At 63.6% G+C, this 23,559-nt stretch carries 30 protein-coding genes; 13 read left to right on the top strand and 17 right to left on the bottom strand.

Features of this window, described 5'->3' with window-relative positions; all coding sequences use genetic code 11:
- The 11 genes from OKW41_RS10360 to OKW41_RS10310 all read right to left on the bottom strand — a co-directional run bounded on the left by OKW41_RS10360 (position 1) and on the right by OKW41_RS10310 (position 7,512).
- The gene (locus OKW41_RS10360; RefSeq protein WP_429572397.1) at positions 1 to 1,755 is read right to left on the bottom strand and encodes a terminase large subunit; all 1,755 of its coding nucleotides are present in this window, start codon (positions 1,753 to 1,755) and stop codon (positions 1 to 3) included.
- Positions 1,715 to 2,191 carry a phage terminase small subunit P27 family gene (locus OKW41_RS10355; protein ID WP_429572396.1) on the bottom strand — a complete coding sequence of 159 codons (477 nt, stop codon included), beginning with the start codon at positions 2,189 to 2,191 and terminating at the stop codon, positions 1,715 to 1,717. Before OKW41_RS10355 ends, OKW41_RS10360 begins: the two co-directional genes overlap by 41 nt.
- Entirely contained in the window at positions 2,175 to 3,248 is a 1,074-nt protein-coding gene (locus OKW41_RS10350) for a DNA cytosine methyltransferase (protein ID WP_429572395.1), read from the bottom strand. The genes OKW41_RS10355 and OKW41_RS10350 overlap by 17 nt, the downstream gene beginning before the upstream one ends.
- Positions 3,249 to 3,252: 4 nt before the next feature.
- Positions 3,253 to 3,837, bottom strand: a complete 585-nt coding sequence (locus tag OKW41_RS10345; protein WP_429572394.1) for a ParB/Srx family N-terminal domain-containing protein — start codon at positions 3,835 to 3,837, stop codon at positions 3,253 to 3,255.
- A gap of 122 nt (positions 3,838 to 3,959) precedes the next feature.
- Complete coding sequence (locus OKW41_RS10340) at positions 3,960 to 4,286, bottom strand: HNH endonuclease signature motif containing protein (protein ID WP_429572393.1); 327 nt, start codon at positions 4,284 to 4,286, stop codon at positions 3,960 to 3,962.
- Between the two features lie 295 nt (positions 4,287 to 4,581).
- Positions 4,582 to 4,806: a hypothetical protein gene (locus OKW41_RS10335; RefSeq protein ID WP_429572392.1), complete on the bottom strand. Its 225-nt coding sequence runs from the start codon at positions 4,804 to 4,806 to the stop codon at positions 4,582 to 4,584.
- Complete coding sequence (locus OKW41_RS10330) at positions 4,803 to 5,297, bottom strand: hypothetical protein (RefSeq protein WP_429572391.1); 495 nt, start codon at positions 5,295 to 5,297, stop codon at positions 4,803 to 4,805. The genes OKW41_RS10335 and OKW41_RS10330 overlap by 4 nt, the downstream gene beginning before the upstream one ends.
- A 2-nt stretch (positions 5,298 to 5,299) precedes the next feature.
- Positions 5,300 to 5,731 (bottom strand): DnaB-like helicase N-terminal domain-containing protein, encoded by a 432-nt coding sequence (locus tag OKW41_RS10325; RefSeq protein WP_429572390.1) that lies wholly within the window; start codon positions 5,729 to 5,731, stop codon positions 5,300 to 5,302.
- Between the two features lie 5 nt (positions 5,732 to 5,736).
- Complete coding sequence (locus OKW41_RS10320) at positions 5,737 to 6,309, bottom strand: hypothetical protein (protein ID WP_429572389.1); 573 nt, start codon at positions 6,307 to 6,309, stop codon at positions 5,737 to 5,739.
- Positions 6,290 to 7,249: a hypothetical protein gene (locus OKW41_RS10315; protein WP_429572388.1), complete on the bottom strand. Its 960-nt coding sequence runs from the start codon at positions 7,247 to 7,249 to the stop codon at positions 6,290 to 6,292. Before OKW41_RS10315 ends, OKW41_RS10320 begins: the two co-directional genes overlap by 20 nt.
- Positions 7,250 to 7,263: 14 nt before the next feature.
- Entirely contained in the window at positions 7,264 to 7,512 is a 249-nt protein-coding gene (locus tag OKW41_RS10310) for an AlpA family phage regulatory protein (protein WP_429572387.1), read from the bottom strand.
- Between the two features lie 809 nt (positions 7,513 to 8,321).
- On the opposite strand from OKW41_RS10310, the gene OKW41_RS10305 reads away from it, so the two are divergent.
- From OKW41_RS10305 to OKW41_RS10260, 10 genes are all read left to right on the top strand, one after another.
- A complete protein-coding gene (locus OKW41_RS10305; protein WP_429572386.1) occupies positions 8,322 to 8,495 on the top strand; it encodes a hypothetical protein in 174 nt (57 codons plus the stop codon).
- 68 nt (positions 8,496 to 8,563) lie between these two features.
- Positions 8,564 to 9,469, top strand: a complete 906-nt coding sequence (locus OKW41_RS10300) for a YqaJ viral recombinase family protein (RefSeq protein ID WP_429572385.1) — start codon at positions 8,564 to 8,566, stop codon at positions 9,467 to 9,469.
- Positions 9,466 to 10,539, top strand: coding sequence for a hypothetical protein (locus tag OKW41_RS10295; protein ID WP_429572384.1), 1,074 nt, complete (start codon positions 9,466 to 9,468; stop codon positions 10,537 to 10,539). Before OKW41_RS10300 ends, OKW41_RS10295 begins: the two co-directional genes overlap by 4 nt.
- Positions 10,536 to 11,000: a hypothetical protein gene (locus OKW41_RS10290; RefSeq protein WP_429572383.1), complete on the top strand. Its 465-nt coding sequence runs from the start codon at positions 10,536 to 10,538 to the stop codon at positions 10,998 to 11,000. Before OKW41_RS10295 ends, OKW41_RS10290 begins: the two co-directional genes overlap by 4 nt.
- A complete protein-coding gene (locus tag OKW41_RS10285; protein WP_429572382.1) occupies positions 10,997 to 11,245 on the top strand; it encodes a hypothetical protein in 249 nt (82 codons plus the stop codon). Before OKW41_RS10290 ends, OKW41_RS10285 begins: the two co-directional genes overlap by 4 nt.
- Positions 11,242 to 11,466 carry a hypothetical protein gene (locus OKW41_RS10280; protein WP_429572381.1) on the top strand — a complete coding sequence of 75 codons (225 nt, stop codon included), beginning with the start codon at positions 11,242 to 11,244 and terminating at the stop codon, positions 11,464 to 11,466. Before OKW41_RS10285 ends, OKW41_RS10280 begins: the two co-directional genes overlap by 4 nt.
- 4 nt (positions 11,467 to 11,470) lie before the next feature.
- Positions 11,471 to 11,995, top strand: coding sequence for a hypothetical protein (locus tag OKW41_RS10275; RefSeq protein WP_429572380.1), 525 nt, complete (start codon positions 11,471 to 11,473; stop codon positions 11,993 to 11,995).
- Positions 11,988 to 12,155, top strand: coding sequence for a hypothetical protein (locus OKW41_RS10270; RefSeq protein ID WP_429572379.1), 168 nt, complete (start codon positions 11,988 to 11,990; stop codon positions 12,153 to 12,155). Before OKW41_RS10275 ends, OKW41_RS10270 begins: the two co-directional genes overlap by 8 nt.
- Positions 12,156 to 12,169: 14 nt before the next feature.
- Positions 12,170 to 12,397, top strand: a complete 228-nt coding sequence (locus OKW41_RS10265) for a hypothetical protein (RefSeq protein WP_429572378.1) — start codon at positions 12,170 to 12,172, stop codon at positions 12,395 to 12,397.
- A 174-nt stretch (positions 12,398 to 12,571) separates the two neighbouring features.
- Positions 12,572 to 12,871 carry a helix-turn-helix transcriptional regulator gene (locus tag OKW41_RS10260; protein WP_429572377.1) on the top strand — a complete coding sequence of 100 codons (300 nt, stop codon included), beginning with the start codon at positions 12,572 to 12,574 and terminating at the stop codon, positions 12,869 to 12,871.
- Positions 12,872 to 12,919: 48 nt separating this feature from the next.
- Here OKW41_RS10260 and OKW41_RS10255 read toward each other — a convergent pair whose 3' ends face one another.
- Positions 12,920 to 14,230 (bottom strand): tyrosine-type recombinase/integrase, encoded by a 1,311-nt coding sequence (locus tag OKW41_RS10255; RefSeq protein ID WP_429572376.1) that lies wholly within the window; start codon positions 14,228 to 14,230, stop codon positions 12,920 to 12,922.
- 301 nt (positions 14,231 to 14,531) lie between these two features.
- Between OKW41_RS10255 and OKW41_RS10250 the strand changes: the two genes are divergently transcribed.
- Positions 14,532 to 15,488 (top strand): LysR family transcriptional regulator, encoded by a 957-nt coding sequence (locus tag OKW41_RS10250; RefSeq protein ID WP_429365344.1) that lies wholly within the window; start codon positions 14,532 to 14,534, stop codon positions 15,486 to 15,488.
- Positions 15,489 to 15,521: 33 nt separating this feature from the next.
- Here the strand turns inward: OKW41_RS10250 and OKW41_RS10245 are convergent, their stop codons facing one another.
- From OKW41_RS10245 to OKW41_RS10225, 5 genes are all read right to left on the bottom strand, one after another.
- Positions 15,522 to 16,667 carry a nucleoside hydrolase gene (locus OKW41_RS10245; protein ID WP_429446991.1) on the bottom strand — a complete coding sequence of 382 codons (1,146 nt, stop codon included), beginning with the start codon at positions 16,665 to 16,667 and terminating at the stop codon, positions 15,522 to 15,524.
- Between the two features lie 170 nt (positions 16,668 to 16,837).
- Complete coding sequence (gene zwf, locus OKW41_RS10240) at positions 16,838 to 18,319, bottom strand: glucose-6-phosphate dehydrogenase (RefSeq protein WP_429572375.1); 1,482 nt, start codon at positions 18,317 to 18,319, stop codon at positions 16,838 to 16,840.
- Between the two features lie 236 nt (positions 18,320 to 18,555).
- Positions 18,556 to 19,488, bottom strand: a complete 933-nt coding sequence (gene lhpI, locus OKW41_RS10235) for a bifunctional Delta(1)-pyrroline-2-carboxylate/Delta(1)-piperideine-2-carboxylate reductase (protein ID WP_429572374.1) — start codon at positions 19,486 to 19,488, stop codon at positions 18,556 to 18,558.
- Between the two features lie 130 nt (positions 19,489 to 19,618).
- The gene (locus OKW41_RS10230; RefSeq protein WP_429446743.1) at positions 19,619 to 20,251 is read right to left on the bottom strand and encodes a C39 family peptidase; all 633 of its coding nucleotides are present in this window, start codon (positions 20,249 to 20,251) and stop codon (positions 19,619 to 19,621) included.
- A gap of 47 nt (positions 20,252 to 20,298) precedes the next feature.
- Positions 20,299 to 21,639 (bottom strand): NAD(P)/FAD-dependent oxidoreductase, encoded by a 1,341-nt coding sequence (locus tag OKW41_RS10225; RefSeq protein ID WP_429572373.1) that lies wholly within the window; start codon positions 21,637 to 21,639, stop codon positions 20,299 to 20,301.
- Between the two features lie 231 nt (positions 21,640 to 21,870).
- Here OKW41_RS10225 and OKW41_RS10220 point away from each other — a divergent pair, with 231 nt between their 5' ends.
- Together OKW41_RS10220 and OKW41_RS10215 are read left to right on the top strand one after the other, a co-directional pair.
- Positions 21,871 to 22,125 carry a helix-turn-helix domain-containing protein gene (locus OKW41_RS10220; protein ID WP_018420847.1) on the top strand — a complete coding sequence of 85 codons (255 nt, stop codon included), beginning with the start codon at positions 21,871 to 21,873 and terminating at the stop codon, positions 22,123 to 22,125.
- 1 nt (position 22,126) lies between these two features.
- Positions 22,127 to 23,467, top strand: a complete 1,341-nt coding sequence (locus OKW41_RS10215; protein ID WP_429572372.1) for a type II toxin-antitoxin system HipA family toxin — start codon at positions 22,127 to 22,129, stop codon at positions 23,465 to 23,467.
- The last annotated feature ends 92 nt before the right edge of the window (positions 23,468 to 23,559 follow it).

The following is a 23,559-nucleotide window of genomic DNA, read 5'->3' as shown; positions in this document are numbered from 1 at the left end:
CTATGCGGGCAAGACCGTGAGCGGGTTGTTCAGGAAGTCATCGAGGTCGGCGCCTGTGTCCTTGATGTGGTACGCGTAGCCGATCGCCATCACGAGCGCGACCGCGCCGTCGATCTTGCCGGTCGATTTGCGCTTGTTCAGGATGCGATTGTTTTTCCCGTCCGCTTCGACGACTGCGCTCGCCACGTTCCACCGCAGGCACGGATTGAACACGACACGCAGACGGCCATCGAGAATCAGCTGCTCGGTCAGTTCGATCGAGCGCGGCATCCACAGACCCGAGTCCATCGCCTTCGTGTAGCCCTGGCCGTGCGGGATCAGCGGAACGGTCACGCCCGCTTCGTCGAGCTTGCCGATCAGATAGTCGATGCGCTTCGGGTCGAACGCGATCCCTTCCATGTCGAGCATCGCCATCAGCGTTTCGATGTTGTCGACGATCGCGCCTTCGTCGATGGCCCGCTTGCCGATCGCGAACACGTAGCCGTTACGCGACCACTCGACGAGGTGCGTTTTCTGCAACCGGTCGCGCTCGGTCATCGTCTCGGCCGGCGTGAAGATCTGCACGAACGCGTCGCACGTATCGTCCGCATTACGGCGCGCGACGGCCAGCGCGGTCAGGTCGCGCGTGCTGGACAGGTCGAGCCCGCCGTGTACCGTCGAGCCGCGGAAGTCTTCGACCGTCAGCGTCGACGACTCGCACGCGCGCCACAGATCGCCGTCGATCCACGGGTTCTCGGCGTCCACCCACTCGCAGAAGTTCAGGCGCCGCACGGTCGATTCGAGCGACGGCATCCCGCGCGCCTGCCGGACCTGCTCGTCGAGGTAGGACTTCTGGATCGTCTGGCCGAGCGACGGATTGACCTTGATCCAGCAGTCCTCGTTTTCGAACGGGTCTTCGCCTTCGTCGAGCGCGCAGACGTATGCGAAGTACGAGTCGTCCTCAAGCTGCCGCGCGGCGATCTTGCAGCCGTACTCGTGCTTTTCAAAACAGAGCGTGGTCCGGTCGAAGCCGCTGTTGGTGATCATGAAGATCAGCGGCTGGCGACGTCCTTTCTTCCCGGCCTGCATCATGTCGATCACGGTACGGTCCTTGTGCTCGTGGACCTCGTCGATCAGCCCGCAGTGCGGGCGCGGTCCGCTCTGGCCGCTGCTGTCGCTCGCGATCGGCCGGAACCACGAACCCTTCGCGTAATAGGCCAGGTTGTTGCAGCGCTCGCCGCGCCCCGACTTGACCAGCCGCCGGTTCAGTTCGGGCGACAGGTCGACCATCGCGACAGCGTCGCGGAACAGGATCATCGCCTGATCGCGACGCGTGGCGGCTGCGTAGACTTCGGCGCGCATCTCGTCGTCGGCGACGAGCATGTACAGACCGACGCCCGCCGCGAGCGGAGACTTGCCACAACCCTTGCCGCCCTCGACATACGCTTCGCGAAAACGGCGCGTACCGTCCGCGCGCTTCCAGCCGAACAGCGATCCGACGATGAACGCTTCCCACGGCAGCAGCACGAACGGAACGCCCTCGAATTCGCCACCGTTCAGACACAGCACGTCCGCGAAGAAGTTGATCGCGCGCATCGCTGCGACGAGGTCCCACGACAGACCGCGCTCGTGACCGCGCGCGAGGTCATCGACGTGACGCCGGCAGGCGGCGCGCACGTGCGGACCCGCGACGATCTTTCCTGAGATCACGTCGCGCGCGTACTGTGTCACCGGGTCAGAAGTAGCTTTCTTTCCGGTCGTTCGGGTTCGGGTCATCGGGCATCGCGGATAGTCGTGCGCGTGCGGCAGGACTCATGCCGAACTCGCTTGCGAAGCGGATCGCCATCAGCATCGCGCGGTTAGCCACACCGACCAGCGGGTTCTGTATCGCGTTCCCGTTGCTCGTCTTGATCATCAGCGCGCTCGTCAGCTTGTCGCGCGCCTTCATGCGCTGGATCGATTCTTCGGCCTGCATCCAGCGCGACACACACTGGCAGTACGCCGCGAGCGTGGTCCCGTCGACCGTCGACAGCATGCCGATCGCGTCAAGCTCGGGCGTGATCCTGTCCCACTCCGCGAGCGCGTACGAGTCCAGATGCGCCGGCGGCTTGGGCACTCCGCGCCGCGGCTTGGGCTCGTTCTTCGGTATGGGCCGATGTCCGCGATTGCCCTCGATGATGCGCAGCGCGGTCGGCTTACGCGGATTCGACATGACGTTCCTCCACGGTGGCGAGCAGCTGGCGAACGTGCGCCGCGATCGCTCGCATGAACAGGGGCGGGACGCTGTTCCCGATCGCCGCCCATCGATCCTGAAAACTCCCACGCATAACGAAGGAATCGGGAAAGGATCCCAGCCGCTTGAGTTCGGCGATCGTCGCGCGACGGTGCTCGCTCGGATGACACGCCTCGCATACGCCGCCCGCGCCACCGTTGCGCAGGATCGTCGGACTGACCTGATCAAAATCGAGCCGGTGCATGCCGTATAGCTGGCGGTTCGGGTGGTACTTGTCCGCGTACTCGCCGGGACTCATGCGATACAGGATCCGATGCACGAGCCGGTTCGTACCGAAGCGCGCCACGTCCAGTTCTTCGGGCTCGTTGATCACGCCGTGCCACGCCTCGCGCACCGTGACGCCACGCGCGAACAGAGGCTGCGGATGCGAGGGCGCGACACCGAGCGCGGCGAGGTCGTTCCTGATCCCGACGAAGATCATGCGCGGCCGCGCCTGCGGCACGCCGTAGTGCGACGCGATCAGAACGCGCGCGCTGACCTGATAGCCCGTCGCCTTCAGTTCGCGCAGGATGTCCGCGAAGATCAGCCGCATTTTCCCGATGACCATCCCGCGTACGTTCTCCATGACGAACGCCTTCGGCGCGAACGTTTTCAGCAGCCGCACGTATTCGAGGAACAGCTGGTTACGCTTGTCCTCGAATACGCGCCCGCCCGCAAGCGAGAAGCCCTGACACGGCGGCGAGCCGTCGAATACGTCAAGCTCGCCCGGCGCCAGACGCGACAGACGCAGCGCGTCCGCGTCGCTCAGATCCGCGATGTCGCCGAGATGAAGCGGGACGTCTGGAAAGTTCGCCACGAATGAGGCGGCCTGTTTCTCGTTCCACTCGACCGCGAGCCTTTCCTCGAAGCCCGCCATCGAATAGCCGAGACTCGATCCGCCGCAGCCAGCGAACGTCGATACAACCGTCGGCGCGTCAATGCTTCGAGGCACGAGGTGATCGAGCCACGCTGATTCGAGTCGTTCCGCGTAGGCCATCGCATCACCTCGGGAACTTGTGGCCGCACTGCGGGCACTCGATCATCTTCACGGCGCCCGCCGCGCTCTCGTCGTACTCGACGCCTAGCTCGGGCAGTTCCGCGACGCATAGCGCGTCGATCTCGCCCACCGTGAAGCCCGTCAGCGACAGGTCGAACGAGTCGCGCAGATCGGCCAGTTCAGCGCCTAGCATCTCGCGGTCCCACGCCGCGTTCTCTGCGAGCTTGTTGTCGGCGATGACGAACGCGCGGATCTTCCCGTCGCTCCAGCCGCGCGCGACCGTCACAGGCGCTTCGACGAGTCCGAGCTTCAGACCCGCGAGCACGCGGCCGTGTCCGGCGATGATCGTGTCGTCCTCGCTCACGAGGATCGGATGGACCCATCCCCACTCGCGCATCGATGCGGCGATCTGCGCGACCTGCGCGTCGCTGTGCAATCGCGCGTTACGCGCGTACGGGACGAGCGACGCCAGCGCTCGACGTTCGACATTCCACGCGGGCCACGGAACGCCTGTGGGCGATTCTGGCTCGCCCGGGACGTGTTCCGGCTCGGCTGCGCTCGCGCGCTTGGCGTTGCTGCTACGTGCCACGGTTCGACCCCCAAAGTTACAAATGCGTTTTTGAAAATAAAACAGGACGGGGGGTGCGGGGTGTGATCGGGCCGGTGTTTCGATCCGCCCCTGCCGCGCCGGCTGCGCCCGCGTCGCGGGGGTCATCGTCGTCGCGGTGCCTCGATCGCGTTCCACGGATGACGCGAGTCGAGCGGATTGCCGTCCGCATCGCAGCCAGCCGAGACGCCGCGCTTCTCTTCCCATTGCTTGGTCGAGTCGTGATGCGGCTTGCACAGGGATTGCAGATTCGACGGATCGAGGAACAGACGCAGACTGCCGCGGTGCGGTCGCTTGTGGTCGACGATCGTCGCGTCGGTGAACAGACCCTGTTCGAGGCACGTCACGCAGTGCGGATATTCGCGCAGATGTTCGCGCCGTAGCTTTCGCCATTGCGGCATTGCGTACAGCGCTGACCATTTGCCGGACATTGTTCTGCTCGCTCGATATCTGCCCACCACATACGGCGAAGCCCGCAACCGGATCAACCGGCGCGGGCCTCGGTACTACCACGTGGCGCTTCTACGGAGTGACGCGATCTGGTTGCACGCGCACGGATCTTGTCTGCGGTTATAGATCGGCTGATCGCTTATTGCAAGGGTTCCACGTGGAACGGGATCGTTAGCATTGCCACACATATTGTCCTGTAGTGTCCACGTATATCCGTGCGTATCTTTAGGCGTCCTGCTATGTCGTCAGTGGTGATAGTCGACAGTCGGCGTGTCCTTATCCTTTTTTATCGAGGCTCAGTTCCGGGTCCGGCAGGACGTGAGCCGTCGCGAGCGCGATGCGCGCGGTCCGTGCGACATCGGTCAGCGTGAGCGCGCTCGTGCTCGTTTCGCCCATCTCGCCGATCAAACGCAACGCTTCGCGCAGTCGCTCGTTCTCGTATCGCAACGCCTTCATGTGGGCGTGGTCGTATAGCTGCTCGGTGCGTACTCGGGTATTCATGCAAATTCCGTGAGTGGGTCATAGGCTGGATCGAGCGCGAGCGCGAGTTGTTGCGCCTGCAATGACTCGACGACAATCTCGGCGCGCGGATTGATCGCGTCGATCCCGTGAAAAACAAACTTCTGGCGAACCTGCCGATCGTTGCGATACACGCCGTGATAGACCAGTTCGCGGCACTCGACGCCCTTGCGGTTGATCGTGCGATAACGGTCCTGCATCACGTCGAGGATCACGCTTTCGTCGAGATCCGGCCGTTCTGTCGCGTACCAGATCCGCAGCGTGACGCGCACAGGTCCTTCCATGCGAACGCGCGCCGCGGGCGGGATCTGCTTGAGCGCATCGCGTTCGTAGTCGCGCGCCTTGTCGCTCTTGATCGACATCGGCCGGGTCCTGAGCGTGCCGTCGACCTTGCTGCGGATCTTGCGCGTAACGATCTCGCGGCTGTTCGCCTTCGATGCAGGTTCGCCCAGGAGCGTGAACGCGACGCGCATGATCAGCCCCACAGCGCCGGGTCGCCGGCGTTGAAACGCAGACGGCACTTCGACAGGCTGCGCTCGGTTTCGACGCGCACCGGGATCACCCTGATCGCGGTACGCACGAGTCCTTCGTCGACGAGCGCGACTGCGTAGTAACCGATGTTCGCGGGCCTCGCGGGCAGTCGGCACAGTTCGCCCAGGTACGCCAGCAGATCGACATGACGCAGACGTTGCCGGCTACGTCCCATCGATTCGTACACGGTCACGAGATCGGCCGGTACACGCGCCTCGATCAACGTCACGATGTGGCGAAAGATCTGGCCGTGCGTGTCGTGCGAAAAGTGCAGCGGCGTGAGCGATGCGATGTGACGGATCGAGCCGTTGTCCTGCAGAAGTGCGGACAGGACCAGCATCTCGGCGCGCGTTCTCAGATCGTTCTCGAATTTCATGGCGGTCACTCCTGTTCTTCGGTTGAACACGTTGCAGGTGCAACGCAGTCTTCGTCATCGCTTCCCGGTTCGCGCGGGCGTTCGATACGGCCGTGCGTGCGGCTGTAGTTCTCGATCGCTTCCTTCGCGAAGGCGATCTGATGCGCCGTGATGTGCTCGCCATCGCTCGCGCGCTGCAGTAGCCGATACGCCCAGCGGATACCGCCGCCGGCCGGTGCGCCGTGCTGGCGTAGCAGGCCGTTCGCCGTCTCGCGGATCTTCGCCAGCTGCTCGCGCGCGACTTCCGGCGACGAGCGTCGATCGTCGGTCAGCGCTGCGGCGTTCGGCGTGTACATCGCTGGCTGCGGCCGGCAAAGCTCGATGAAGCGCGGGAGCGTCGGCGGATGCTGCTCGTGGAACAGGGCAGCCACGCCACGCTTCAGGCCTTCGTCGGTAACGTTCGCGAGACCTTCGCGCCACGTCGCCTTGATCTCGACGATCTCGCCACCGCGCCACATGTCGTGAAAGCGCGCGCCGTAGATCGACTCCATGCGCGCGAACAGGCGCTCGATCCAATGCTCAGGAATGGCGCGGTTCATGGCCGATCTCCTGCATCGCAACGTCGATCACATCGCCACCGGCAGCTTCGCGCGCTCGACGCGCACGACCCGTTAGCTCGTCGCCCGCTCGCTTGCGATCCTTCGCACGTTCATCGAACACGGGCGCATGTCCGTTTTCGTGGCCGTGCCCGTTCGCGTGGTGCGGCTCGCGTTGCCAGCGCTCGAGGATCGTGCAGACGTACGCCGCGCTGATCGACTCGTCGGGATGCTGGCGATGCGCCTCTTCGCACGCGTCGCTTACGAGATCGAGCGTTACGCCCGTATCGGCCAGGGCGACGATCCGCGGATTCGATGGCGTCGCGCCGGTGATGTTCGCCTTGCGCATCGTCTGCGTGATCGAGCCGGGGCGTGTAGGAGAGACATGGGGCGCTTGTTCGCGCGCACGCGCGGGTTTACCACTATCTCCATTAGTACCCTTGGTTTTTATAGAAGGCATAGAAGGCATAGAAGGCATAGAAGACATAGACGGGCTGAGCATGTCCTCGGCGTTGTCTCGACCATGTCCGTTCATTGCCTCGACATCGCCTTGATCGTGTCTAGGCTTTGCGTGGGTATGGCCGTGACCATGCCTAGATCTTTCCTTCGTCGGTTCGGGAATCTTGCTCGCGACTTCGCGCGGATGCGGATGCTGGTGCGTTGTCCACTTCACGATCGAGATGTACCGGCCGTCCTCGACGTGATAGCGGCGGATCAGATCGGCATCGTCGAGCAGCGTCAGCAGATCGTCGACGACCTCGGGCGTTACGTCGTTTTCGAAGCCGAACAGATAGCCCTTGATCATGCCTGGACGATCTTCGAGCCGGCCCGCCTTGTCGGCGAGACACCACAGGCCGGCGAACAGCAGGCGCGCATGCGGGGGCATGTAGCCGAGCGATTCATTCCGGAAAAATTCGTACTTGAGCATGCGGGCGCGTGGCATGTCGGTTCTCCCGGTCAGGCCGCGCATTCTGTTTCGCCCTTGCGAGCGCGCTCGCGCTGGCGCTCGGCTTCCGCGATCGTCGCGACGATCCACGCGTCGATCTCGGACTCGCGCCACGCGACGCTGCTCTTGCCGATCTTGAGCGAGAGCGGGAACGTGCCTTCATTCATGCGGACGTAGATCGCAGCACGGACCAGTCCCGTGCGCGCCATGACCTCGGGCAGCCGCACCAGACGTTCTTTCGGCTTGCGAGCTTGAGTCATGATTAGATCTCCCTAGAAAGACACCTTGAAAGTAGGGAGAACGGTAGGCGCTAAAAATCGGAATCGCAATGGGCCGGAATTTGGTGCGCATAGAATTAACTGCCCTAATTTCAAGCAGCGTAATTCGGGAAGCATCGCGTTTAATATCCGCGTATGTCTTCGTATGTCCTCGTATATCCATTCTCGTTTGCGGTGTTTTTTTGGTGCACTGCGCAACGACCAGGGAAAGTCCCTATAAAGTTTTTTTGGCCGGTAACGTTGGTGCGTCGCAAAAATATCGTCAGGGGAAATCCCTGATCAGTGTCCACACTTATCCTGTAGTGCAGGCCGGTACATGGAAACGTTTGCGGCAGATTGTCAAATCCTCTGCCGATTTGACCGGCTTGCGACAGGGCTCCGACAGGAAAGGCGGCAATTTTTGTCCGAACATTCGTAGTCACCCGTTCGTCGGATCATTCAGTTTGTGCGCCGCATCATTAGTTATGTCGATACCTGTCCCCAAAAAGATCGTGATTGAAATTCGCTAAAACGCAATCTACGATCAATCTTCATCCGGCATCCCTGTCCTTTATTGCCCATTGACGTCTTTTTAAGTCTTCGGGCTAAAGGCTGTATATCGCCGGACATAACCAATATGTGAGACAGAAAATGGCCTGCTATAACCGAGGATCGTCACCGGGACCCGTATCAATCACGGTCCCGCGTCCGTCATTTCCCGAGCCGATGTTCGTCGACGACGACTAGATCGCGCTCGTCCCGTAGTACCCCACAACCTGATCGATCCGATCGCGAACGCGCGAGGTCCGACTATGGCTATTCGATTCGAAAAACGTTCGGCGATGTCGTGGCGTCACGTACTGCGTGATATCCCGCGTCCGCTTCGTCGACGCTGGCTCGCGATGCGTCTGCAGTTTGACGCGCCGCGCGTTGATATCTCGTCGGCGTGGCTGCCGCAGCAGGTACAGCGCAACGTGCGGTACTAGCAGCAGGAGCGACGGCATAGGCGCATCGCCGTTTGCGCATCGTTATGGATTCTGTAGCGGAGGAAGAAATGGGCTCACGCGATGAATGGCTGGCAGAACGAAAGAAAGGCGTCGGCGGCTCGGACGCCGCGGCGGCGCTCGGGCAGTCGCGACACAAAACGATGTTTGCACTGTATCAGGAGAAAACAGACGACACGTTCGACGCGGTCGTGCTGCCTGATCAGGCGGAACGTATGCGCTTCGGCCAGCGTATGGAACAGGTCATCGCCGACGAGTACGCGCAACGCTACGGCGTGAAGCTGCGCCGGCACAACCGGGTCGCGTATCACCCGAAGTACGGGCACATGCTGGCGAACTACGACCGCACGATCGACGGCAAGCGCGAAGGACTCGAAGCGAAGAACGTCGATGCGCTGTCGTATCGCTTCGGCGAATGGGGCGAGCCGGGTTCCGACGAGATCCCGCCGGAATACATGCTCCAGTGCGCGCACTATCTGGCCGTCTCGGGCTATGACGTGTGGCATCTCGCGGCCTGTATCGGTGGTAACCGCCTCGAGGTTTATCACGTCGAGCGCGACGCCGAGATGATCGACCTGATCGAACAGGGCGAAGCGGACTTCTGGGCCCACGTCGAGCGTCACGAAGCGCCGCCGCTCGACTATCGCCATCCGAGCGCGATCCCGCTGCTACGGCGGATGTATCCGAGCACGAACGGCGAAACGGTCACGCTGCCGGCCGAAGCCGAAGCGCTGCACTACGCGCGCCTCGACTTTGCCGAACAGAGCCAGCTATTCGAGAAAGGCGCGGACGCAGCGAAGGCCAGAATCCTGCACCTGATGGGCGAAGCGTCGGTCGGTCTGCTGCCGAACGGCGGCGGCTACACGCGAAAGATCATCGAGCGTAAGGCGTACGAAGTGGGAGCGATGAAGTATGTCGACTTCCGGTTTTCAGCGAAGAAAGGAGCCACGCAATGAGTGACGTTATCGCAGCGAATCCGTTCGATAGCCAGCCATCGCAACCGGCGGCCGCCGGCGCGTTGATCGCGATCGAACAGTCGAAGGCCATCGCCGAGGTTCAGGCGGCGCTGATGTACGCGCGGGCGCAGCCGCGGGACCCGCGTCGCGCGATGGACAAGATCCTTCAGGACTGTATGCGCCCGGGACTGGCCGAAGAATCGACGTACCAGTACTCGCGCGGCGGGAACGATATCAGCGGGCCGTCGATCCGGCTGGCGGAGACGCTCGCGAAGCGCTGGGGAAATATGGAAGCGGGCGTCAAGGAGCTCTCCCGGCGTGATGGCGTGTCGGAGTGTCTGGCGTATGCCTGGGACTACGAGACGAACTATCGCGACGTGCGCACGTTCACGGTGCGCCACTGGCGCGACACGAAACAGGGCGGCTATGCGTTGCGCGACGAGCGCGACATTTACGAATTGATCGCGAACTACGGCGCGCGCCGCAAGCGCGCCTGCATCCTCGCGCTGATCGATGGCGATGTCGTCGAGACGGCCGTGCGCCAGTGCGAGGCGACGCTCGCGACAAAGGTCGAGGTGAACGACGAACTGATCGCGCAGATGATCGAGCGCTTCGCAACGTTCGGCGTGACGAAAGAGATGATCGAGAAGCGTATCCAGCGTCATATGTCGGCGCTCACGCCCGCGCTCGCGGTCTCGCTCAAGCGGATTTACAACTCGCTGCGCGATGGCATGTCGACGCCGGCCGAGTGGTTCGAACTCGGCGACGATCCTGCGGCGAACGTCGCGCAGCCGGCCGGCGGCGGCTCGCGCGCCGAGACGGTCAAGTCCCGCATGAAAGCGAAGAAGGAATCGAAGGCCGCCGCCGCTACGAGCGGGAAGTCAGACGCGCCGCAGCACACATACGCGGACGTCGCCGACCGGCTGAAGACCGCGAAAACGAAGGACGAACTCGACGCGGCGGCGGATCTGATCAAGTCCGTGACCGGCGACGAAACGCTGCGTACTGAACTGGGCGAGTTGTACTCGACGCTCGCGGCCGACTTCGACAACAAGGGAGACGCATCATGACGCTATACGCTACGCGCGACGAGATCGAAGAAGCGTTCGGATCCGCGATCGATGACGAGTCGAGCGAGATGATCGACGATCTCATGTACCAGCTTTTCTCGAAGGTCGTCTGCTCGTCCTTCGATAGCCCGCGCGCCGATCAGTGCATCGATTCGTTCGGGCTTCGAGACATCGTGCTGCGCATGGTCGCGCCCACGGATCTGTTCGCCGGCGCGCGCGTTCCGATCGATCCCGACTCCGCGCTCGGTGAGTTCGTGCATGGCCTGATCGGTCTTGGCGAGTGCATCGTCGAGGCGCGCATCGCGCATATGTTCGGCGTGTCGCGCGCGGTGGCGAGTAGCGCGCTGCTCGACGATCTCCAGCGGCTGGCGCCGGCCGGCACCTTCGAGGAACGTGCGCAGCGCTTCGCGCGTCTGCTCGCGCACGAAGCCCACGAGACCTTCGCAGGAGTCCAGCCGTGAACAGGATCCGTTGCCGGGTATGTGACAAGCCGACCGACGATCAGACGGCGATCGGCTCGATCCCGCACGTTCCGCACGATGGCGATGTCGGGATCTGTCTGTACTGCCGCACGTGGTCGGTCTACGAAGGCGGCGAACTGCGCGAGCCGACGCCCGACGAACAGGACTGGATCGACGCCAATCCGGACTGCGCGGATGCGGCTCGCGTTGCGATCGTGTTCAACCTCTTGAGGGCGCTGCAATGAAAACGATGGAAGACCGCTGGACCGAATTCGCCGCGCAATGCATCTCGTCGAACGCGCCGCCTATCCAGTTTCAGGTGATGCGCATCGCGTTCTATGCCGGATTCAAGGCGATGCTCGACGTCGACGAAGAACTCACGCGCCTGACAGACGAAGCCGCGATCCTCACGCTTGAGCGCTTCTATCGCGAAGCACGCAACTTTACCGCTTCGATCAAGGAGTAGGACCATGCTGGAATTTAGCAAAGTGCCGGTGAAGATCCTGCATCTGAACATCAGGACCGAACTGCATGGCGACGAGGAAAAAACGGCCGTCGACATCAAGCTCGGCTTTGACCTGCCGAACCACGCGCTCGACCAGTTGAGCCCGACGCTTCGGCCGTCGCTGTACGCGGTATCGGACGATCCTGATCTGCTCGGGCCGGACGATGGGCACATGACTCATGTGAAGAACCCGCAGCTGGGCACGCTGCATTGGGCGGGCGAGTTCGCGCCGGTCGGCCTGCATCTGCACACGGGTAACGGTCGCGGCACGAAGGGCGATCTGCTGTTCACCGACGCGACGTTCGGCAAGCTCGCGATACTCGTCAAGGAGGGCGGGACGTGTTCGTGCCTGGCGCGCGCGCAGATCCTGCCGAACCCCGACGAGACGGCGAAACTCGTCGGCCTGCTCAAGCACGAGATCCCGGTGACGCTGAACTCGAGCGACGCGGTCGACGTCAAGGCCGAGAAGCCGGACGACGACGATGAATGAGCAGCCACGTATCCCGCGACCGCTTGCGCCGGGTGGGCTGATCGTCATCACCATGATCGTGCTGATGGCGATCGCCCTGTTCGCGCTCGTGATGACGGGCGCGAGCGCGGGCGTTATCTGGCTCGTTCGCTGGATCGCATCGACGGGAAGCTGTCTTTAAGGGAGGGACGTCAAATGTCATCACGCAACGCCAAGCGGCGCGCGAAGTTCAGGGCGCCGGACGTCCTGCCCGAGGCTGTCGTTGTCGACGAGTGGGTGCCGGACTACGGCCGCGAGTGCGAGAACTGCGGACAGACGCCGTGTGTAACGGGCGTACTCGACGGAAAGGTCGTGTACGCGGGCTCGATGTGTGGCGTCTGCACATGGGGAGAAGCGGCATGTCTCGATCCGGCGAACTGGTAGCGCCAGACGAGCGCGCGCAGCGAACGCGCTGTCGCTGCTGCGGCCAGGTGTTCAGCGACGCGAACGTATTCAGCGATGCGGGCTGGATCGAGACGCGCATCAGCGGTCTGTGCGAGGTCTGTTTCGATACGGTCGCGGATCTTATCGAGATTGAAAATCTGAGAGGGGGTCACGATGGTGGATAGCCCGGCAATAAGTGAACCGATCGCGTCGCTGTCGATTAACGAGTTCTGTGAGCGATACGGGTTTGCGCGGTCGCATTACTACGTCCTGCGAGCCAGAGGCGAGGGGCCGGCGGAAGTCGTCGTCGGTACGCGCAAGGTCCGCATCACGCTCGTCGCCGTCGACGAGTGGGAGAAGTCGCACACGCGTACGCGCACGAGCGCGCCGCCAGCAGCAGAACAGCCGGTCGCGCAGCAGCGGCCCGAGCCCGTCAAAGCCGCGGCACGGACGAAAAAAAAGCCCGTCAAATGACGGGCGTCTGATCCGGCAACAAGGCCCGCACCGCGCGGGCCTTTTCGTTTATGCGGCCTGTACGCTGTCGTCGTCGGCCTCTGTACGCGAACGATCGAGCAGCGCGATCGCTTCCGCGAGTTTCGACTCGCGCGCCTTCATGTATCGCTGCGTCATGCGGCTGTCTTTGTGACCGAGCAACTTCTGGACGTGATACTGCGCCGCGCCTTCGTTGATCAGACGCGTGGCCGTGTGATGACGTGTATCCATGAACCGGAAGTCTTCGATCTGCGCTTCGGTCAGGATCTTCGACCAGTCGCGTACGGCGCGCACAGGCTCGCCCAGTTCGTTCGTGAAGATGAATTCGAACCGTTTGAACGTCTGATCGCGCCACGCCTTCAGGATCGCGAACGCTTCGGCGTTCAGCGGTATCACGCGCGAGCGCTTGACCTTGGTCGTCCACGGTTCGACGGTGAACGTTTTCGCTTTCCAGTCGATCGCGGTCCAGCGCGCGCGCATCAGTTCAGAACGACGAAGGCCGGTATTGAGCGCGAACAGAATCGCCGGCTTGACGTAGTCAGCGAATGCCCGATGCCTGCTCGACAGATCCGCCAGCCGGCGGCCGTCTGTGCCTGTTTCGCGGATACGCGCATCGCGCGCGTCGAGCACGGCGCGCAGCCGCTGTTCTTCGTCGGCGGTCAGTTCGCGGCCGTGCTCGTCATCTTCCGGATCGACCTTGCAACGCAGACGCGCGCACGGATTCGCGGTCACGATCTCGTGCTCAACGGCGTACGTGAACAGGCCGCCGATCGATCCGAGCACGCGGTTGATACCTGTCGGCTTGCAGCCGTCCGCGAGACGTTTCTCGATCCATTTTTTCATCATCGGACGCGAGACTTCGTCGAGCCGCCTGTTCATCAGATCGGCGAAGTCTCGGCGGATATGTTTCAGATTCGCCTCGGGCGTCTCGCTTTTGGTCGTACCGAGCCAGAACGTCCGATAGTCGCCATCGAGATAGTCGCCGACGGTCGGCATCCCGACGTTCTTGGCGTCTGCTACGCGTCGCTCGTGCTTTGCGACGCGCGCCGGCGTTGTGTCGGCCTTGTGATCGGTGCGCGAGATAAAGGCGCGGATCGCGTCGCGCGCTTCGTCGACGGTCATCGGCGGTCGGCCGATCGTGATTTTCTGCTGGCCGTCCGGCGCGGTCCAGCGATACAGAAACGACAGCGTTCCGTTTGCGCGGATGCGTACGCCGAAGCCGGTCAGCTGGTCGTCGTATACTTCGCGCAGCGCCGGCGGCTGGCCGCCGGCTTTGATCGTCGCTTCGCGCTCGCGTTCGAGCCGTCTGATCAGTTCTCTGTTGATTCGTTCTTTTGCCATGATGTCAAGTCCGTTCGTTTGTCAGATCGCGGAGACTTCGCAGTCTCCAGTTTTTTCGGCCGAGACTAATTCGAGACTAGTTCAGCCGAAGACACAGCGAGATAAGACAGGACGTGCTAAGACATAAGTCTTTGATTTCATTAGCAAAAGAATACACCAGACGACATCAAAAGATAGTCTGGCAGCCCCGCACAGGGGCAACGCTAATAGACCGACAAGAAATCAAGGAAAGGCCAACACCACAAGAACAAAGACAAATCCGCCGCAGGCAAAAAAATAGAAAACCATTTGGAGCATCCCAGTGATCGACAGAATAACTGCAATGCGCACATTCATCCGAATTGTGGACACCAACAGCTTCACCCGCGCAGCGGAGTCATTAAACATTCCGCGTGCAACGGCGACGACGATCGTCCAGAACCTGGAAGCCCTGCTGGGCACAGCGCTGTTAGTCCGCACGACGCGCCGCCTGAGCATCACACCAGAAGGCGCAGCCTATTACGAACGCTGCGCGCAAATCCTGGCCGACATCGACGAAATGGAAGCCAGCCTCCGTAATTCGACCGACAACCTCACCGGCCGCCTCCGCATCGAAATGCCCAGCGCGGTAGCGAGTGCAATCGTGCTGCCGTCGCTAGACGAGTTCCACACCCGTTACCCGAACCTCGACCTCGCGATCGGCGTCAGCAACCGCACCGTCGATCTGGTCTCCGAAGCAATCGACTGCAGCATCCAGCTCGGTGAATTGCCCGATTCCAATCTCGTCGCGCGGCAACTCGGCACGCTAGATCAGGTCACCTGCGCGAGTCCGGCCTACCTGGCCCGTCACGGCACGCCCGCCGATCTCGACGATCTGCGCGCGCACGTCGCGGTCAACTGCGTGTCGCCGCATAGCGGCCGCGAATGCGACTTCGATTTCGAAGTGGGCGGCGAAGCGCGCAAGGTCAAGCTCAACGGCTTCGTACAAGTCAGCGACGAACAGGCGTACCTGACCTGCGGACTGCAAGGCCTCGGCATGATCCAGCCCGCGCGCATCGCCGCGCAGCCTTACCTCGATTCGGGCTTGCTGCATGAAGTGCTGCCGCAATGGAAACCCGTGCCGATGCCGGTCTCGGTCGCGTATGTGAAGAACCGCCGCGTGTCGCCGCGCGTGCGCGCGTTCGTCGATTGGCTCGCGGAGCTGTTCGAGAAAGCCGGGCACGTCGAGCAGGATCTGTCGCGCGTGCGTCAGTTGCTGCGCGGCCTGCATCCCGCGTGAAGCGGGTCCGGGCGCGCGGCGCTCGCGCGTTGACTAGTCCAACGGCCGCACCGGCACCGGCCGCGTCAACAGATCGACATAGAAATTAAAAAACGCCGGATTATCAAATCGTTTGACGACCGTCATCTTCTGCAAACCCGGCGGCGGTGAACTCGTGTAGCCCCTTGCCTTGCCATCGTTGGCGCCGAAGCCCGTATCCACATCCACCCACTCCTCGACGGTCTGCGTCGCGAACGACGGATGCATCAGATAGGCGAGCGTCAGCGTGTCCCAGATGTTCGTCGTGTAGTTCGGATTGGTCTCGAAGCCGTTCTTGCCGTCGTATCCGTAGCCGTTCAGCGTCCTGAACAGTTGCGTGATGATGGTCTGCTTCGCCGGATCGTGCGCGACGCGATCGTACAGTGCCTTGTCCATTTTCACGGTATCCGTCACGTCGAGCGGAATCACCGTCTGTTTGATCGGCAGACGCAGCACCGCTTTCGCCGCTGCGGGATCGAACCACCAGTTGAATTCGGCGGCGGGCGTGGTATTGCCCCGCACGTCGATCGCGCCGCCCATGTAAATGATCTGCTTGATCAGCGGCACGATCTCGGGATGCTCGCGCGTGGCCAATGCGATGTTGGTCAGCGGGCCGATCGCGAGGATCGTCACCTCGCCCGGGTACCGCTTGACCGATTCGGCGATGAAGTCGATCGCGCTCTGGCTCTGCACCTTCGTGTGCGTCGCGAAGCCGTCCGGCGGCGCGACGAGGTCGCTAGCCGATTTCGGCTCGGGCCTGCTCCATGCGCCAACATAGCCATCGCCGCCGGGGAATTCCTTCAGTTCCCGCTGGATCGTTTTGAAGTCGTGCGTCAGTGCGTAGTTGGCGCCCGCATAGACGCCGATCTGTTGTTCGACGCCGAGTCGTTCGACCGATTTCAGCGCATCGGCAACACCTTGCTTCAGCCACTGATTGCCCGACACCACGGTAATGCCGAGCACTTTCAGCGAGCCCTGCGCCTGCAATTGCGCGGCCATCACCCCGAGCTGACCGTCGTCGCCGAGCGTGTTGTAGTCGCTGTCGATGATCACCTTCGGCGGATCGCTCCGGGCATCGAGACTGCTGCTGGCGCAAGCCGTGAGATCGAGTGTGATTGCCACGCTTGCCGCCCAGATCAATGCCACGAGAATTCGCCCCATCGATGCCCCGTTTGGAATGCCGCTGAGTGACGCGGCCAAGGAAACCGTCATAGGCGCAAGCCGTATGAATGACGAATAATCAGCGCGGCAACGACAGCACACGCAAAAGCGGCTCGCGACGCCATTGCAACGTCGCGAGCCGCTTCGAATAGCGCGCTGTCAAAAGCCCGTTACTGCGATTCCTCCGCCCACACGGCGTTCTCCCGCGTCATCAACGCGGTCGATGCCGCCGGTCCGAACGTGCCCGCCGAATATGAGCGCGGCCGCTCGCCCGACTTCGCCCAGCCTTCGAGAATCGGCTCGGCCCACGCCCATGCCGCTTCGAGTTCGTCGCGGCGCATGAAGTGCGTCAGACGTCCGCGGATCACGTCGATCAGAAGCCGCTCATAGGCTTCCGCGCGACGCTCGGTGAACGCCTGCTGCAGGTCGAGGTTCAGGCTCACCGGCAGCATGTGCATGCCGCTGCCCGGCTCTTTCGCGAGCACCTGCAACTGGATCGACTCTTCGGGTTGCAACTGGATCACCAGACGATTGCCGTAGGTTCGTCCACCGCTCGGGATGATCGAGAACGGCAGATCGGAGAATTCGATGACGATCTCCGACAGCTTCTTCTGCATCCGCTTGCCGGTGCGCAGGAAGAACGGCACGTTGGCCCAGCGCCAGTTGTTGATCCGCGCGCGCAACGCGACAAAGGTTTCGGCGCGGCTGCCCGACGGCACGTTGTCTTCCTCGAGGTAGCCCTTGACCGCCTCGCCATCCACCGCGCCCGCCGTGTACTGGCCGCGCACCGTGTCGCGCGCGATGTCCTCGGGCGTCATCGGCCGCAGCGAGCGCAGCACCTTCAGCTTTTCGTCGCGCACCGCGTCGGGATCGAGCGACACCGGCGGCTCCATCGCGACGATGCACAGCAGTTGCAGCAGGTGGTTCTGCACCATGTCGCGCAGCGCGCCGGTCTTGTCGTAGAACCCCGCGCGGCTGCCCACGCCGACCGTTTCGGCCACCGTGATCTGCACGCTCTTGATGTATGGCGCCTGCCACAGCGGCCCGAAAATCGGATTGCCGAAGCGCAGCACCATCAGGTTCTGCACGGTTTCCTTGCCGAGGTAGTGGTCGATCCGGTAGATCTGCGCTTCTTCGAAATGCTTGCCGACCGCGTTGTTGATCTCCTGCGCGGACGCGAGATCGTGGCCGAGCGGCTTTTCGAGCACCACCCGCGAATTGCCGTCGACGAGCCCGGCCGACGACAGGTTGTCGCAGATATGGGTGAACAGATCCGGCGACGTCGCCAGATAGAACACGCGGTTCACGCCGTCGCGCGACGCTTCCTTCAGGCGCAGGTAGTCCTCGGCCGCATCGACGTCCATCCGCACGTATTCGAAAATCGCGAGGAATTTGTCCCACGCCGACGCGTCGAACGCTTTTTTGTCGATGAACGGTTTCGCCTTCTCCTCCATGAATTCGCTGATGTATTCCTCGCGCGACCAGGGCTTGCGCCCGATCGTCAGAATGCGGGTGTCGGGCGGCAGGTTGCAGTGCAGATGCGCCATGTACAGCGCGGGCAGCAGCTTGCGGAACGACAGGTCGCCGGTGCCGCCGAAGATGATCATGTCGAGCGGCAGGTCGGGTGTGGCAGGAGCTTGTTGGGTCGTCATGGCACGGTCGCAGCGTCTAGGGGGAAGGCGTCGATCAGGAATCGGCGGCGGGCGGACGGGCTACGGCTCACGTCCGCTATGGCGCTTTTTCCGGCAAACATCTATGGTGCAACGTTTTGAGATAGTTTGCACGGCAACATCTGCCGCAGGTTAGCGCAAGTTGCCAACCTTGCGCGCCAGACAGTCGTTTTTTCGGGATATTTTGCGCGATTATTTGCCGGTTGGGCCGCTGACGGTCAGCCGCGCGCCAGCGCGTCACGCGCGACCCGGCACGCGGCCAGATCCCACGCCGCGCAGCCCACGCTCTTGAACATCACCGGCCCCGCCGGCAAGGGCTGCGTCTGCTCGAGCACCGCGGCGATCCCGCCCACCCGCGCCCAATCCACACCGGCCTGGATGAAATCGCCGGCCTCGTGCATTGCGCCAGCCTGATCGTCGACGAACAGCGCGCTGCCCGCGATCGTAGTCGCGCCGATCTCGACCATCTGCGGCGTGAAAGCGCCGACGCCGATCACGAGCCGCTCGGCGCGCGCCGTCTCGTCGTAGACCGGCTGTTTGCTCGTGGTCAACGCGATCACGACGTCGACCGAAGCGGGAATCGTCGCGCCCGCATCCGCGAGCGGCCGCAGCTCACGCACCTTGCCGCGCTGCGCCGCGCAGAACGCTTCGGCGCGCACGGGCGCGCTGCCCTTGACCCACACGCTCGCGTCGGCAAACAGTTCGCCGATCGCCTCCAGATGATTGAGCGCCTGCGTGCCGGTGCCGATCAGCAGGAACTCACGCGGCGTGCGCGCGGCGAACGTCGCGATGCCGAGCATCGACATCGCCGCGGTCCGGCGCCCCGTCACTGTCGGACCATCGAGGATGAACAGCGTCTCGCCGGTATCGGCATCGAAGGCCATGACCTGACCGTGGATCGTCGGCAGATGGCGCGCGCCGTTGCTCGCGCACACATTGACGAGCTTGTGGATCGCGAGATCGGGCGCGGTGGCGGGCATCGACAGCATGACGCCGCCGGCGCTCAGCGGCACGACGAGCCGCTCGGGGCTCACGATGCGTCGTTGCGCGTAGTCGATGCTAGCGCGCCTCAACGCGTCGACAAGCGCTGCGTAAGGCATCAGCCGCGCGGTGGCGGCGGCGTCGAAGATCTGCGTGGTCGGGCGGGTCATGGGCGGAGCGATCCAATGGGGGATGGAGTGGGCATGACGTCACCGTAACCGAGCGCGAAAAAATTGACCAGTCGTGTGGACGTCTACTGCCCGCCGAATCGCGAACTCCGCTTCATGCCCAGCGCGCCGGCTAGCTCGTGCCGCGGCTGAGCGTCATCCCCCGCCCTGCATAGAAACGCGACATCGTCGCGAACGGCAGGTACACGTCGGACTGATGCGGCGCGACGCCCGACGGGTTGTGAAACCACACGCCGCCGCGATCCCGCCCGTGCAGCAGGATCAGATGACCGCCCCGCCGCTGGTTCGTCCGCTCCGGATAGCGGATCTCGGGACTCACCGACACGATCGCGAGCGTATCGTCGTCGAGCCGCGCCGCGATCTCCTCGAGCGACGCCTGCGGCAGCACGTCGATATCGAGGCCGAACGCCGGGCCCGCCCAGTCGGCGAACGGCCGGTAGATCAGACCGTCGACGCCACCATCGTCGCGCAACCGGTATACGCCGTGCCGCAGCGCGTCGTCGAGCAGCGCGGCGCGCGGCGCGTGATCGATGCTCCAGTAGTCGAGAGCCGACTCGAGGCACGTCAGCCCGCACAGGCGTTGCGCCCAGAAGCGATAGCGCTCGGGGTCGGCGAAACCGCTGCGCTGCCAGTGCGGATCGTCGCACGGGTCGCGCTGCTGTTCGACGATGGCGCGCACCCACTCGGGGCTGCCCCATTGCGTGTAGTACGGGACGTCGGCGTGGCGGAGGACGGGTTCGGTCATCGGTGGTATCGGTCGGATTGGGTTGTATCAGGCTGGGTTGCGCGGGGTTACAGCATGCTGCGCGGCCGCTTCATCGTGCCGTCGAAGAAACGCTGCAAACGGAACGCCGACAGATCGAGCGACGCCTCGCCGCCATCGTTGAGTTCAGCCAGCAGCTTGCCGACGATCGGCCCCATCGCGAAACCGTGACCGCAGAAGCCGGTCGCGATCGTCAGGCCCGGAACCTGCGGCGGCGCATCGATCACCGGAATGCCGTCGGGCAACACGTCGATCAGCCCCGCCCACGCCTCGACCACCTGGGCGTCGCGCAACGCCGGAAACAGTGCGCGCAGCTTTTTCAGCGCGCGCGGCGCGTGGCTCGCGTTCGGCTGCGGATGCGGGTCGCGCGGATAGAGCACGCGTTCGGCGTCGGGCACGCCGCCCGGCAGACGTTCGCGCAGATCGCGCAAACAGGCGCCGTTCAGATGGAAGCTGAACTTCTCGCGCTGTGTCCACAGTTCGGGCAAAAACCATTTCAGCGCGCGGAAATGACCGAGCGTCATGTCGACGTCGACCTGCATGTCGTCGGCGAGATTGATCGCGCCGTTCGCGCGCTGACGGATGCCGAGACCGTGGCCCCAGAAGGTCGACGCCGTGATCGCCGGCAGCGGATTGGTGCGCATGCAGGTACCGCGCACAGCCTGCTGCGGCAGTTCGAGACCGAGCGTTCCGAGCAGCCGCCAGCTGCTCGCGCCGGCCACGCAGATCAGACGCGAGGTACGAATCGTGCCGCGCTCGGTGACCACACCAGCGATCGCGCCGCCCGCGCGTTCGACGCCGACCACGCCGCAGCCCTCGAAAAACAGCGCGCCGGCTTCGGCCGCTCGTGCCGCGAAGGCCGCGGCGACGCGGCGCGGTTCGGCCTGACCGTCGCCTGGCGTGTACAGGCCGCCGAGCGCGGGGCCCTGCATGCCGGTCACCACGGCGTCGATCTGCCTGCGGTCGAGCGTGCGGGTATCGAGGCCATACTGACGCGCGACCTCGGTCCATTGCTGAAACGATGACCAGTCTTCGTCATGGGTGGCGACATACAGGCAACCGCCCTGGCGCCATTCGAGATCGAAATTCAGCTCACGTTCGAGTTCTTTCCACAATGGAATGCTGGCCATCATCAGCGGCACCTCCGCGGCTTCGCGACCCTGCTGACGCACGAAGCCCCACGCGCGCGATGACTGCTGCCCGGCGATCCGCGACTTGTCGAGCACCGCCACCGACAGGCCGCGCCGCGCCAGGTAATAAGCGGCCGCGCAGCCCATGATGCCGGCACCGGCGATCACGACTTCGGCGTGGCTGGGAAACGGTTGGTCGGCGGGCGTGAAGGTCGAGTGCAGCGGGTAAGTCGTGGTCATTGGTGGGCGGATTGGAGATGTGGGCGTCATCTTCGCAGTGGGAGCCATTGTCCGCAATGACGAGCGACGTCGGCACCGCGGCTGGTCGCAGCCGGGACGGCGCGGCCGGCGCCCGCCGAAATGCCCGATTATCCGTCACACGAATATTTGTCGATTATGCGTCACACAAATATTTGACAAATATTCGTCTCACGCATAAATTGCATTTATTCGTCTCGCAGATAATCCGCCATGCTCCACCTGATCGCCACGTCGGACCAGCTCGCGCAGTTGCTAGCGGCCAGCCGCCGCCAGGCCGGCCTCACGCAGACCGAGGCCGCCGCGCGCGTCGGCGTGAGCCAAAGCCGCATTTCCACGCTCGAAACCGATGCGAGCGGGCTCACGCTCACCCAGCTGCTCGCGCTGTGCGGCGCCTACGGCCTGCAACTGCAGTTGCGCGACAAAAATCAGCCGAGCTCCGAGCCGGCACCGAACGTCGAGTGGTGAGATGGCCCGGCAAACCGCTTCGAAGGCATTGTCGGTGTGGGCCAACGGCGAGCGCGTCGGGCTCTGGCGGCTGCCCGCGCGCGGCCCGATGGAGTTCGCCTACGACGCCGCCTGGATCGTGTCGCCCGCGGGTCGTCCGCTGTCGCTGTCGCTGCCGTTCACGCCCGGCAACATGACGCACAAAGGGCCGCGGGTGCTCAACTACTTCGACAACCTGCTGCCCGACAGCGACGTCATCCGCAAACGCATCGCGCAGCGCTACCGGACCGAAACGCTCGAAGCGTTCGATCTGCTGCAGGCCATCGGCCGCGACTGCGTCGGCGCGGTCCAGCTGCTCGCCGAAGACGACGCGCCGGCCGGGGTCCAGCGCATCGAAGGCACGCCGCTTTCCGACGACGACATCGAGGCGCTGCTCGCGCAGACGGTCGGCAAACCGACGCTCGGCGCGCCCGACGAATCCGACGACTTCCGCATCTCGCTCGCCGGCGCGCAGGAGAAAACCGCGCTGCTGTGGCACGACGGCCAATGGCAACGGCCGCACGGCGCGACGCCGACCACGCATATCTTCAAGCTGCCGCTCGGGCTGGTCGGCAACCGGCTCGCCGATCTCAGCACGTCGGTCGAAAACGAGTGGCTGTGTCTGCGGATTCTGCGCGCATTCGGCCTGCCGGTCGCGAACACCGAGGTGCTCAGGTTCGGCAAGCAGCGCGTGCTCGCCGTCGAACGCTTCGACCGGCAGATGCATTCGAGCGGCAGCTGGCTGCTGCGTCTGCCGCAGGAAGATTTCTGCCAGGTCTACGGCGTGCCGTCGCATCGCAAGTACGAAAACGAGGGCGGCCCCGGCGTGCTCGACCTCGCGCGGATTCTGCAGCAATCGGTCGAGGCGCGGCAGGACATCGAGACCCTGCTCGCGAGCCAGATCCTGTTCTGGATGCTGGCCGCGCCGGACGGCCACGCGAAGAACTTCAGCATCCGCCTGCTCGCCGGTGGCCAGTACCGTCTGACGCCGCTTTACGACGTGATGTCGATCTGGCCGGTCGAGGGCAACGGCCCGAACCAGTGGTCGTGGTACAAGGCGCGGCTTGCGATGGGTCTATGGTCGCGCAGCAAGCACGATGCGTTTCGCGACGTGCAGCGGCGACACTTCAACGCGATGGCGTTGAAGTGCTCGTACGGCGCCGACGCCGAGCCGCTGCTCCAGCGTCTGATCGAGCAGACACCTGGCGTGATCGAGCGGGTGTCGGCGGAGTTGCCCGAGCGCTTTCCGGGCAAGGTCGCCGAGCGGATTTTCAAGGGACTTCAAAATTCGGCGGCCCGGCTCGACACGATGCCGGCAAGCTGAACGCGGACCGCGCGTGCCGGCGCAAACCCGATCCCTCCGGACACACTTTTCATTGCGCCTCTCGCCTGGCTTTTCCGCAAGAGCGGACCTGC

Source organism: Paraburkholderia sp. UCT70, from assembly GCF_050434085.1.
Classification (GTDB): Bacteria; Pseudomonadota; Gammaproteobacteria; order Burkholderiales; family Burkholderiaceae; genus Paraburkholderia; species Paraburkholderia tuberum.
Note: the sequence above shows the minus strand (reverse complement) of the source record. Positions and strands in the feature narration are given on the sequence as shown.

What these genes read in the sequence shown, in the direction of transcription:
- OKW41_RS10360 (WP_429572397.1), bottom strand. Translation starts at nt 1,755, where the DNA reads ATGACCCGAACCCGAACGACCGGAAAGAAAGCTACTTCTGACCCGGTG.
- OKW41_RS10355 (WP_429572396.1), bottom strand. Translation starts at nt 2,191, where the DNA reads ATGTCGAATCCGCGTAAGCCGACCGCGCTGCGCATCATCGAGGGCAAT.
- OKW41_RS10350 (WP_429572395.1), bottom strand. Translation starts at nt 3,248, where the DNA reads ATGGCCTACGCGGAACGACTCGAATCAGCGTGGCTCGATCACCTCGTG.
- OKW41_RS10340 (WP_429572393.1), bottom strand. Translation starts at nt 4,286, where the DNA reads ATGTCCGGCAAATGGTCAGCGCTGTACGCAATGCCGCAATGGCGAAAG.
- OKW41_RS10335 (WP_429572392.1), bottom strand. Translation starts at nt 4,806, where the DNA reads ATGAATACCCGAGTACGCACCGAGCAGCTATACGACCACGCCCACATG.
- OKW41_RS10330 (WP_429572391.1), bottom strand. Translation starts at nt 5,297, where the DNA reads ATGCGCGTCGCGTTCACGCTCCTGGGCGAACCTGCATCGAAGGCGAAC.
- OKW41_RS10325 (WP_429572390.1), bottom strand. Translation starts at nt 5,731, where the DNA reads ATGAAATTCGAGAACGATCTGAGAACGCGCGCCGAGATGCTGGTCCTG.
- OKW41_RS10320 (WP_429572389.1), bottom strand. Translation starts at nt 6,309, where the DNA reads ATGAACCGCGCCATTCCTGAGCATTGGATCGAGCGCCTGTTCGCGCGC.
- OKW41_RS10315 (WP_429572388.1), bottom strand. Translation starts at nt 7,249, where the DNA reads ATGCCACGCGCCCGCATGCTCAAGTACGAATTTTTCCGGAATGAATCG.
- OKW41_RS10310 (WP_429572387.1), bottom strand. Translation starts at nt 7,512, where the DNA reads ATGACTCAAGCTCGCAAGCCGAAAGAACGTCTGGTGCGGCTGCCCGAG.
- OKW41_RS10305 (WP_429572386.1), top strand. Translation starts at nt 8,322, where the DNA reads ATGGCTATTCGATTCGAAAAACGTTCGGCGATGTCGTGGCGTCACGTA.
- OKW41_RS10300 (WP_429572385.1), top strand. Translation starts at nt 8,564, where the DNA reads ATGGGCTCACGCGATGAATGGCTGGCAGAACGAAAGAAAGGCGTCGGC.
- OKW41_RS10295 (WP_429572384.1), top strand. Translation starts at nt 9,466, where the DNA reads ATGAGTGACGTTATCGCAGCGAATCCGTTCGATAGCCAGCCATCGCAA.
- OKW41_RS10290 (WP_429572383.1), top strand. Translation starts at nt 10,536, where the DNA reads ATGACGCTATACGCTACGCGCGACGAGATCGAAGAAGCGTTCGGATCC.
- OKW41_RS10280 (WP_429572381.1), top strand. Translation starts at nt 11,242, where the DNA reads ATGAAAACGATGGAAGACCGCTGGACCGAATTCGCCGCGCAATGCATC.
- OKW41_RS10275 (WP_429572380.1), top strand. Translation starts at nt 11,471, where the DNA reads ATGCTGGAATTTAGCAAAGTGCCGGTGAAGATCCTGCATCTGAACATC.
- OKW41_RS10270 (WP_429572379.1), top strand. Translation starts at nt 11,988, where the DNA reads ATGAATGAGCAGCCACGTATCCCGCGACCGCTTGCGCCGGGTGGGCTG.
- OKW41_RS10265 (WP_429572378.1), top strand. Translation starts at nt 12,170, where the DNA reads ATGTCATCACGCAACGCCAAGCGGCGCGCGAAGTTCAGGGCGCCGGAC.
- OKW41_RS10260 (WP_429572377.1), top strand. Translation starts at nt 12,572, where the DNA reads ATGGTGGATAGCCCGGCAATAAGTGAACCGATCGCGTCGCTGTCGATT.
- OKW41_RS10255 (WP_429572376.1), bottom strand. Translation starts at nt 14,230, where the DNA reads ATGGCAAAAGAACGAATCAACAGAGAACTGATCAGACGGCTCGAACGC.
- OKW41_RS10245 (WP_429446991.1), bottom strand. Translation starts at nt 16,667, where the DNA reads ATGGGGCGAATTCTCGTGGCATTGATCTGGGCGGCAAGCGTGGCAATC.
- zwf (WP_429572375.1), bottom strand. Translation starts at nt 18,319, where the DNA reads ATGACGACCCAACAAGCTCCTGCCACACCCGACCTGCCGCTCGACATG.
- lhpI (WP_429572374.1), bottom strand. Translation starts at nt 19,488, where the DNA reads ATGACCCGCCCGACCACGCAGATCTTCGACGCCGCCGCCACCGCGCGG.
- OKW41_RS10230 (WP_429446743.1), bottom strand. Translation starts at nt 20,251, where the DNA reads ATGACCGAACCCGTCCTCCGCCACGCCGACGTCCCGTACTACACGCAA.
- OKW41_RS10225 (WP_429572373.1), bottom strand. Translation starts at nt 21,639, where the DNA reads ATGACCACGACTTACCCGCTGCACTCGACCTTCACGCCCGCCGACCAA.
- OKW41_RS10220 (WP_018420847.1), top strand. Translation starts at nt 21,871, where the DNA reads ATGCTCCACCTGATCGCCACGTCGGACCAGCTCGCGCAGTTGCTAGCG.
- OKW41_RS10215 (WP_429572372.1), top strand. Translation starts at nt 22,127, where the DNA reads ATGGCCCGGCAAACCGCTTCGAAGGCATTGTCGGTGTGGGCCAACGGC.